This window comes from uncultured Paraglaciecola sp., from assembly GCF_913020055.1.
GTDB lineage: Bacteria > Pseudomonadota > Gammaproteobacteria > Enterobacterales > Alteromonadaceae > Paraglaciecola.
Genome location: NZ_CAJWCF010000128.1, coordinates 1 through 10,331, shown reverse-complemented (window position 1 = coordinate 10,331; position 10,331 = coordinate 1). Strand labels below are relative to the sequence as shown.

Sequence of the window (10,331 nt, the reverse complement as noted above, 5' to 3'; positions counted from 1 at the left end):
TTGATAGTCGATTTTAACAACCACTATCTTGGCTCATTTGAAGCCGTTATGGGAGGAGAGGGTCCATACCATTAATCGTCATCAGTAATAATAATCAACATAACGCATTGGCATTACCTTACTGCGTTGTATGCAAACCGGCCAATACATAAACCAAAGGCGCATTCCAATTAATTGTGACCTCATTAGTTGAATAACTACACCAATCATCCACGTAAGAACTTGCTGGTAATTTAGACGGGTAACTGCATCCATCTTGTTGTCCTGATTGCGCGCCACCCGCCACAAAACCAGGAACTGGGGCCACCACGTTATCCGCATGAGAAGGGCGATGATGAATATCTACAGGTGTTTTTTCACCAAAGCCGGTCAAATAAGAATAATCTGTTGGGTTGCGCCCCAACACATAATCCAATAAGCCAGTAGCCGCTGTTTTGTATTTTTCATTCTGAGTAAATCGTTGAGCTTGCAATAAAACAAAAGCCTTGTTTAACGCAACAGCATTACTGCCCCATACAAAATCTGAGTTTTGCATGGCTACTGCATAAGCTGATTGCTGATGTAAATTCACGATATTATCTGCTAACGCTAGGTAACGTTCTAAGAACTGACGGTAATCATCATTACTAAGTATTGTTTTACCGTTATTCAACAGCGAAATATAACCTAAGGCTGCGCTATTTGACCATCCAGGGATACTTGGCATAACGTTTAATTGCTTGAACTGTTGAAGATACTGCGCATCGGCTGTTAGCAAAAACAATTCCGCAGCGGCCCATGAAAATTCGTCTAAAAAAACCTGATCTCCGTATCCTCCAGTAGAAACATCCTTAGGTTGAACATAGGCTACGTTTGGGTTGTCTTGCGCCCATTGCCATGCCAATTCGGCCGCATGCCTGTATTCACTGGCTACGTCTGCAAACTGAGGAAAGGCCTGGTAAATACGGCTCGCCACAGCTAAAGAGGCAGCAAAATTTAACGACGCTGCCGTACCTTTTTGCACCACGTATCGCTGGGCAGTCCCTTGACTTGGCATGACTGCGCCAGAAAAGTTGAGAGTGGTGAGTTTATGATAGACCCCACCGTCATTGGGATCTTGCATTGCCATCATCCAATCCAAATTCCATTTTATCTCGTCTAGTATATCCGGTGATGAATCAGTGGATTCGGGAATGCCAATATCACGATTTTGGTAGAACTCAGGATGATGCTCGTAAGCCACTAACAAGGTGTAAACAGAAATACCACTGTTGACTATGTACTTGTTGTAATCTCCGGCGTCATACCAGCCCTTGGGGGCTGAAATAGCGGTACCTTCTGGACGTTGAGCAGACGCAGCAGAAGTGTGAATAAGCACATTGTCATCAGCATGGCCGGATGGCCTCGACCAGATGCCAGCGTGTTTAGACAAAAGTTCTGAACTTGCTCGATTAAAATAATAGGCTTTCAACGCGGCATCGTGGGCAGCCAAAAAGGCGTCGTTATTGATAGTCACTATATTTGAATCAGCGAAACCACTGACCTTTATACGGTATTCACCAGGTGCAGTAACACTAGAAAAATCAGCAATACTGACCTCGTCTTTTGCTGGTGCCCAGTGTTGTGATGCTGAGAGTTGACCAGTAAAAACCTGCGAACCGTCATTGGCATTTACCAATAAAAAGGTTGTGGCCTGACTACTTGGAACAACCGCAATTTTAGTATCACTAGGTAAAAAGCCAACTTGATTGAGCTTTATTTTTTCAATGTGCATCGCCGGTATACCCGAAGTAGGCTTGGCCTCAACCGGATTGTTATTTTGAGAATTACTATCACCACATGCGCTGAATACCGCGATACTAATTAATATTACCCGTAACTGTTTTTTCATACTTTCACTCAGGAAGCTAATCAATACTAATTTAACTTTATTTTGAAAACGTTTTCAAATAGTTAACGGAATTTAGTAAGCGGTATCAGAAAAAAATTTAGGAATGCGGTATTAGAATCACATGCGCAACCGAACCGCCTTAGTAACTCTTAAAAAAACCAAAGATGAAGTATTGAAAATTTACTATTTGAAATATTTCTAAGTGTGAAAATGGGCAGTTTGAGTTTTTATCTATGCCTGTATAAAATACTCTGTACAAAAAAGCGACCGGTAAAGGTCGCTTTCTATTTGTTTTTTAATTTATCGTCCTACTAAAATGTAGTGTTAAACCTCACACCAAATTCGCTGGCATCATTGCTTAACACTCGCAGTATGTAGTCTCCCGTATTTAGCCTTGCATTGTCATAACGCTCGTCAAAAATATTTTTACCATATAGGGCCACTTTCCAGTCACCTTCAGCTGGCGAATAAGCAATATTAAAATTAACCAGTTCACGGCTGTCTATCTCGGTCAATCGACCAGGATCTGAGCTAGGCTCTCCATACATGTCACTGCGGAACGAATAATCAACTCGAGTACTAATAGTTGCGCCACCAGCCAACTCAAATTCGTATGAAGGGCTGATTGATGCGGTCAGGTCAGGAGTTAATGGTGCAACTGGTTTAACACCATCTTGCTCAGACACGTCCACATCCATATAACCAAGGCTTGTATGCAGTTTAAAATTATCAGTAAAGTAAATAGTACTTTCCCACTCAATACCTCTAGATGTTTGTTCAACGACTAGGTTGCTGGTATCAAACCCGCCTTCTGAGGTAGTACTGACTTGATAGGGTAAATCGTCAAATTCAGTATTAAATAATGCCACACTCATACTAAAGTTATCTGTAACTTGACCTTTAAGGCCCACTTCGTAGTTAACTGCAGTTATATTATCTGAGGCAACAAAACATTCAGGGTCGCCAAATAAACAGTAAGGTCGCGCTGGGAATTGACCTGATTGGTATCCGCTCTGCACAGTACCGTAAAAATTCAGACCATTTTCTAAGGTATAACTCGCCGATAACTCATAGCTAAGTTCACTCCAGTCATCTTCTGAGGTGAATGGGCCAATGCCCACGTTTGCCGTAGCTTGTTTTTCATCTTTGGTATAACGCAAGCCACCAGAAATACGCAGTTCATCTGTCACGCCATAACCTAGATTAATAAACACAGCTCGACTGGTGGTTTCTTGATCGAGCTCCAATAAGTTGCCCCCTCCATTAAAGCTAGAGTCTGCGCCTTGACGATTGCTACCTTCTTCGTTAAACCAATATAAACCAGAGACAAAATCAAATTCATCATAGTAACCGTTTAACTGCAACTCTATTGATGTCTGATCTGCATCACCTTTTTCCGGATAGTGATCTAGCGCAAAGATAGTAGCGTCATCATCCAAACCTGCTTTGTACTCTGAAGTACGATGGCTAACCACAGCTTTAGTCGTTAAGGTATCTGATAAATTCCAGTCAGCGGTAATTGATAAACCGCTCGCTTCGTTACTGACAGTAGTGACTTCTTTAGTGCCCGTGGCGTTGTCGTATGGATCAGGTGCCAAATCAGAATTACGCAGTGGCCCCGATGGAGTAGGAGAGCCAAAACGCATGCCTGTGTAGTAAGCACCAGTTGGGACTTCATCAATCAATGTTGTATAAGGTCTCAAACCGCCTTCACCGTCATTCGCATCGGCGGTTAACACCAAGCTAAAATCATTATTTGGCGCATATTTAACAGACAACCGTGTGTATAGCTCTTTGGTCTCGCCTACATCGTATTCAGCGTCTGGTACATTAATAAATTCGCCCAAGCCACCACGAGCGTTATAACCAGCGTTAAAGTTGAAGGAAAGTGTATCGCTAAGCGCTCTGTTTACGAACACATCAGCCTTCAAACGGCCACGAGTACCAGCTTCAACCCCCGCTTAAGTTACCGCTTCGTCATCAGGTTGTTTGGTAATGATATTGATGGCACCACCGATAGAGTTTCTTCCATAAAGCGTGCCTTGTGGGCCACGCAATACTTCGATACGTTCAATATTATTTAGGTTCCAATTCTGCCCAACTTGCCGACCCAAATACACACCATCAACATAAACGCTGACCCCAGGATCAGTAGTGATAGGGTGATCTTGTAATCCAATACCGCGAATAAAAGGGTTGGCTGAAGAAGTATGTCCCGCTGAAAAACCAGTCACATTTAGGTTGGGAACAAATTTACCTACATCAGTTAAATCACTAATTCCCTGAGAGGCAAGTGCTTCTCCACTAAAAGCGCTGATCGAAAGTGGCACTTCATAAATGACTTGAGAACGTTTGGTTGCAGTAACAGTGATAGATTCGATTCTGTCGTTGGAGTCTTCTTCAGTTGTATGTTCTTGGGCATAAAGCGACCCACAAAAAGCAACTGAAATGGCGCTAGCCAATATAGCCAATCGGAAGGTCTGCCTGTTAGCTAAGTTATTATGTGTAGTCTGTTTCGTATAGATTTATTCTATTTAAGTACTGAGTAAACTTTATAATTCAGATACTTAATTCGACTCAAACAAAACTTCCAGTATGTAATAGCATATTTAGATATTAGGACTTCCCTCATTTATACGGGTAATAAGTAACGTATTAGGATAAACCATGCATGGTGTGGAATTTTTGTTCAATTCAATAAAAATAATGCTTAGATAAGTAATTACTAAACAACCAGGTTATAACAATTTATTGAGCTAGATCACTGAAAAATGAATTGGCGGTTGGTAAGAAAGGGAACTGCGAAAATCAATAGAAATTTATAGCAGTGGCTTGTTATTAGCTATTGTCTAACAAGGGCACCACTGCCCTAATAAATCATCGATTAAACGGGCGGTAAAACAATTACTTTTAACAAAATAACCTGCTCTACGGGCACATCTGACCAACCATATTTGGGGTCAAAATCTGTTTTCACCTCGACCATTTTATCTAACACTTCATACCCTTCGACAACCGAACCAAATGCTGTGTATCCCCAATTTCTGCCAGGGTCTAAGCTATCGTTGTTACTCATATTGAAGAAAAATTGGCGAGTAGCTGAATGTGGATCGTCCTGCCTTGCCATAGTGATGTTGTACATCTTATTTTTTAAGCCACTACCGGACTCATTAAATATTTTTCCAAATGATGGTTTCTCTATAAAATCGGTGTCGTAGCCGCCACCTTGTACAACAAAATCAGGCACGATGCGATGGAAAATGGTGTTTTCATAACTGCGTTTATCCACATAACGCAAGAAATTGTTAACCGTAATCGGTGCTCTGGAACGGTCAAACTCAACAATAATATCTCCCATGCTGGTGACCATTTTGACTCTAGGGTAATAATTGTCAGGTTGTATATGTGAGCCATCATCTTTCGCTTTGGCAAAGGTCAAAGTTGAAGCCAAAACAAGATATACAACAAAATAAGCAACAAAAAGTGTTTTTAACATAGAGATATTCCTAACGTTTAGTAGCAGACAAAATACTGAATTTTTGGTTGGTTGCAACAGTTGTCGAATTGCCAAATAGTCTTTTAAGTTTATTTGGGTAGTCTAAGTGACGATTACCCACCACAAATAATTGTCCGCCCTTTTTAAGCAAAGACTGCGCATCTTTAAACATTTGCCAAGCGATATGATCGGTGATGGCATTTTGTTGGTGAAAAGGCGGATTACATAACACTATGTCTACTTCGTTGGAGCTAGACATTTTCGTAAAGTCGTCCAAACAATTGTTCACAATAAACTCTGATTTGTCGACTTTTTCAGGCAGGTTAACCAACACATTTTGTTGCGTAGAAGCGACTGCCATATAGGACTCGTCAACAAAGATCACCTTAGTTTGTTGATTTTGATTGAGTATGTGCAGGCCCAATACGCCATTACCGCAACCTAAATCAACAACTGTTTTGTTTTCTAGATTAGGTAATTTGGACAAATGCTCAAGCATAAATCTTGCGCCAATATCTAATTGCTGACGAGCAAACACATTAGCCAAATTACTGATTTCAAACCTAGGTTTTTCAGTAAACCAAATGGTTGGATAAGGACTTGAATGTTCCTTAGTGCCAGTAGGTTGGCAAAAAATTAAACGGGCTTTTTTCTTGGCCAAGGAGGTTGTGGTCACACCTAAATATTTTTCGAATAAGGCTAAAGTAGATTTGTGAATCAAGTTGGCTTTACCTGCTGCAATAACGATAGTTGCCGGTGACACTCTGCTTTGCAAATCGATCAGTTGTTGCTCAAGTAGAGCCGTTGTTTTAGGAATCTTAAGTAAAACCAGTTCGGCCTTCACATCCACTTGTGTTACAGAATCATAAAATATCACCGCCCCATCAGGGATATTGTTTTGCTGCAGATTAATTAAACATGATTGTTTAGCCACATGAGAATCCGTTACCCAAATGGGTTTCGAATCAGCAAACCAGCATGCTAGGGCACCAAAATCATCGTTGTAAATACTCATCGATACGGTTGCTAGATTGGGAATATTTTGTTCTACATAGTCAATTAGATACTCGTCTGCAGCATCCCATGCCTGCCAACTTGGGTGTTGTAAATTTTGTGGGTACCTAACTAACTGCAAGTTTCTGTCTAGAAGCGTTAAACTAGTGTTCATTTTTGTCCAAATTTGATGGGTTATGCAGCAGTCACTGTTTGAATCACAATATGATAACACGCCAATACAGCTGGATATGCCAGATGCAGACCTAAAATATTATCCAAATTTCATTCCGCCAGAAGAAACAAACGGCATAATGTGCTCACTCCAAGAGTTGTTAGACTGGCGACAAGAACAAATCACATTATACGGAAAAACCTTTGACGTTCCGCGTTTACAAGCATGGTATGGCGATGCAGAAGCGAGTTACCAGTATTCAAATTTAACCATGCACCCCCTACCTTGGTCCCCTATATTACTTGCACTTAAACAAAAATGTGAAGACGCTAGCAACAGTCACTTTAATTCTGTGTTAGCAAATTATTATCGTCATGGACAAGATGGAATGGGTCGACATGCAGACAATGAACCTGAACTAGGACAACAACCTGTGATTGCCTCGCTGAGCTTCGGCGAGTTGCGTAATTTGGATTTTTATCACAATAAAAGCAAACACAAGACAAGGGTGCCTCTGGCTGACGGTAGTTTACTGGTGATGCGCGGTGCAACCCAATCGAGTTGGCAACATGCAGTAGCTAAAAGCAAAAAGCCACTAGCTCCAAGAATTAATCTGACATTTAGGTATATCCATAAAATCCCCAATGTTTACAACAAATAATATGTCGAGCACGACCAATGAGTTATGATCTGAAATATTGATTTTGGAGAACATATGAACATTCAAACTAACATTGAAAAAAAGCTACTTAGTCACTTTAATCCACTTCACCTTGAAGTTATCAATGAAAGTGCCATGCATAATGTACCACCAGGTTCAGAGAGCCATTTCAAAGTGGTGATCGTCACACCTACCTTTAGTGGAGAGCGGTTAATAAAACGCCACAGATCAGTTAATTCAGTGCTTAAAGAAGAGTTAGCCAATGACATTCATGCGTTGGCTTTACATACCTATACACAGGAAGAATGGCAGGCTCAGTTTGGAGAGTTCCCCAAGTCGCCTAACTGCTTAGGTGGCAGCAAAAATGGGTAATAAAAAGGCGTCATAATGACGCCTTTTTATTTACCGAACATCACAAATTTTATTGTGAAAATCGTACCTTGAGATACTTAAAACTTATAAGTAGCTTGGGCATAAACAAATCTACCTTGGGCGTTATGCGTTCCAGTCGCGTAACCCGTCCATGAATTGTAACTAAACGGTGGCTCTTCGTTAAACAGGTTTGTGATACCTAATGTTAGGGTTGTATTGTCAATACCCGCATAGTTAACTGTTGTATCAACCGTTACCATAGCATCGATATCGGGTGCTATTGTGCCGTCTGTTCGAGTACGCACGGCAGAATCTTCTTCAAACTCGCCAATATAGTTGATGGCAAAGTTTGCACTCCAGTCTGCTTTCACCCAAGAAGCAGAGGTTATCCAACGAACTTTAGGTTGCTCAAAGCTGCCTTCAGCTGCAAATAAACGGCCACCAGTGCGAATATCTTCGTAATTCAATACGTAATTTAAGACGTAATTGAATTTGAAGTCACCCATGTCAGAAGACATTTTGTAACCTAAATCAAGATCTAATCCAGAAGTTTTAAGATCGAATAAATTCTCAAAACGGTCAAAAATAACCTCCACTTGGCCCGGGTCGCCAGCTACACCTGTATTCAAACGCTGCACAACCGCCGGATTATTACCTTGAGTGCTAAATACAAACTGAGTGTCTTTACCGATTACATTTTCGATATCGTAATTATAATAATCTAAAGAAAAATCAATATCTTCTGAGACTTCATAAATGACACCTAAGTTATAACTCTTAGACTCTTCTGGTCCTAAATCAGGGTTACCAGCTAATTGTGCTGTGTATTCAAAAAGTTCGCAGGCTTGGTCAACATTACCAACTGCAGCACATCGCACTGTATCAACTAAGCTCGGAGATTCGTCAGTAACACCTAAACCAATCTGACTCAAAGATGGCGCGCGAAAAGCGGTACCAAACGAGCCTCGTATTGACAGTTCGTCAGTAGGTGTCCAAATAAAGGCTACTTTAGGATCGGTAGTGGTACCAAAATCACTATAATCTTCGTGACGAACGGCTACTTGAATATTGAATGTTTCAGTCACTGGGATCGCTAGCTCAGCGAATATAGAAGTATTATCACGACTACCATTGGCCTGCGTTGCTTCTGTACCAAAAACGTCACCACGGAGGAACTGGTCGTCTGGGTTATCACTGATGGTTTCTTCACGATATTCAGCGCCGACAGCTAGCATAAGTTCGCCTGCTGACATGTCCATTATAGCTCCAGATACCTTGGCATCGAAAGACTTGCTGGTAGACTTACCATAACGGGTGGTTTGGGTTTCTATATAATCAAGAGCTTCTTGACTATTAGAAGAAGGCTCAAAGGGGTTCCATAAACCACTATCAATTGCTTCTTGAGTGCGACGTGAGTTTGGAAAACCATTTACACCACGTTCAATCGAGTCACTCTTTATGTAACTGTAAGCCGTTTCCCAATCCCATCCAGATACTTCCCCCTGAAAGCCGAATACGCTGCGATAATAGTCTGAATCAACGCGTTTTTCACGGTTACCAATTTCAACTAAACGACGACGCATAGTTAAATCTTGCTGGTAAAAATCACTCGTAGGATCATTGGCAAATGGATGGTTTACATTATCAGCGGACATAAACAACTCATTAAAGCTTGGGCTAGCAGCCCCTCTAATGGTGGTTTTAGAATTTTGACCGTTTAACTCAATAAACGCTCTCAGCGTATCGTTAATTTCAAAATTACCCATATACATGAAACTAACACGCTCAGATGCAGGTACCGTGGATCCCATAGGTGCATAATCATAACGACACAAAGTACCTACAATATCTTCTGCCGGACAAACATCATTACCAAAGGTATCTGGTATGCGAATAGAGTTGTTTGAAGCAAGTGCGATAGTGCCTGGGTAACCTGAAGAACTTCTACCGTCTGTTACATATGGGTCATTAGGTCTCAATGCAGTTTGATTGGCTGAGCTAGTGTAATATCTGTCGGCGTTAAGTATTTCTTCGCGATCAAAATAATCCAATACAAAGGTATGATTGGCTTTTTCTGAACTGCTACCGAACAATAGGCTTGTGTTTGTTTCTTGACCGCCACCATCGGCTGTATCGCCATATTTTCCAGAGACTTCCAAGCCATCATAATCATCTTTCAATATGATATTGATAACCCCTGCGATTGCATCAGAACCATAAGTAGCCGATGCGCCATCCTTCAATATATCTACCCGTTTAATGGCAGCTAATGGAATGTTATTAATATCAACAAAGGCGGTGTCTATTTCGTTTGCGAAAGGAGAAACAGAAATACGACGACCATTTACAAGGATAAGCGTAGAATCTGCACCTAATCCTCGTAATGATACACTTGAACCACCGTTACCTGTTCCATCGCTACTGTTTCCTTGAGTAGAAAAAGTACCTTATCCAGCGGCTGGCAGCTTAGTAAATAAGCCTATTAAGTCAGTCACACCTGTTTTAGTAATGTCTTCTGCAGATAAAGAGGTAACCGGTGAAGGACCTTCCATATCGGTTCTTTTAATATGCGAGCCTGTGACTTGTATACGTTCAACCTTGCTGATTTCATCCGACTGCGCGTGCACAGCCATACTGCTCGAAATGGCAACAGCTAATAAGGTGAGTTTTATGGTGTTATGTTTCATTATGGCTATGTTTTTGTAAACTGTTGCAATACTGTATATAATTACAGTTAATAAGGAGGTGGTCTATGATCCCAGCA

Annotated in this window: 7 protein-coding genes and 1 pseudogene; 2 read left to right on the top strand and 6 right to left on the bottom strand. The window is 41.1% G+C overall.

The genetic code is table 11. From position 1 onward, the window contains the following. Positions 1 to 118 precede the first annotated feature (118 nt). The 5 genes from QZ488_RS19580 to QZ488_RS19560 all read right to left on the bottom strand — a co-directional run bounded on the left by QZ488_RS19580 (position 119) and on the right by QZ488_RS19560 (position 6,534). Positions 119 to 1,870 carry a glycoside hydrolase family 9 protein gene (locus QZ488_RS19580; RefSeq protein WP_293751912.1) on the bottom strand — a complete coding sequence of 584 codons (1,752 nt, stop codon included), beginning with the start codon at positions 1,868 to 1,870 and terminating at the stop codon, positions 119 to 121. 311 nt (positions 1,871 to 2,181) lie between these two features. After that, a complete protein-coding gene (locus QZ488_RS19575) occupies positions 2,182 to 3,789 on the bottom strand; it encodes a TonB-dependent receptor (protein ID WP_293751910.1) in 1,608 nt (535 codons plus the stop codon). A 42-nt stretch (positions 3,790 to 3,831) separates the two neighbouring features. Then, positions 3,832 to 4,341 (bottom strand): TonB-dependent receptor plug domain-containing protein, encoded by a 510-nt coding sequence (locus QZ488_RS19570; RefSeq protein WP_293751908.1) that lies wholly within the window; start codon positions 4,339 to 4,341, stop codon positions 3,832 to 3,834. Between the two features lie 413 nt (positions 4,342 to 4,754). Next, positions 4,755 to 5,366 carry a peptidylprolyl isomerase gene (locus QZ488_RS19565; RefSeq protein ID WP_293751906.1) on the bottom strand — a complete coding sequence of 204 codons (612 nt, stop codon included), beginning with the start codon at positions 5,364 to 5,366 and terminating at the stop codon, positions 4,755 to 4,757. Positions 5,367 to 5,376: 10 nt separating this feature from the next. Continuing rightward, complete coding sequence (locus QZ488_RS19560; RefSeq protein WP_293751904.1) at positions 5,377 to 6,534, bottom strand: methyltransferase; 1,158 nt, start codon at positions 6,532 to 6,534, stop codon at positions 5,377 to 5,379. A gap of 22 nt (positions 6,535 to 6,556) precedes the next feature. Here QZ488_RS19560 and QZ488_RS19555 point away from each other — a divergent pair, with 22 nt between their 5' ends. Together QZ488_RS19555 and QZ488_RS19550 are read left to right on the top strand one after the other, a co-directional pair. Then, positions 6,557 to 7,195, top strand: coding sequence for an alpha-ketoglutarate-dependent dioxygenase AlkB (locus QZ488_RS19555; protein WP_293751902.1), 639 nt, complete (start codon positions 6,557 to 6,559; stop codon positions 7,193 to 7,195). Between the two features lie 54 nt (positions 7,196 to 7,249). Further along, positions 7,250 to 7,567 (top strand): BolA/IbaG family iron-sulfur metabolism protein, encoded by a 318-nt coding sequence (locus tag QZ488_RS19550; protein ID WP_293751900.1) that lies wholly within the window; start codon positions 7,250 to 7,252, stop codon positions 7,565 to 7,567. Between the two features lie 77 nt (positions 7,568 to 7,644). On the opposite strand, the pseudogene QZ488_RS19545 reads toward QZ488_RS19550, so the two are convergent. Further along, positions 7,645 to 10,254 (bottom strand): annotated as a pseudogene (locus tag QZ488_RS19545) (TonB-dependent receptor). Positions 10,255 to 10,331 lie beyond the last annotated feature (77 nt).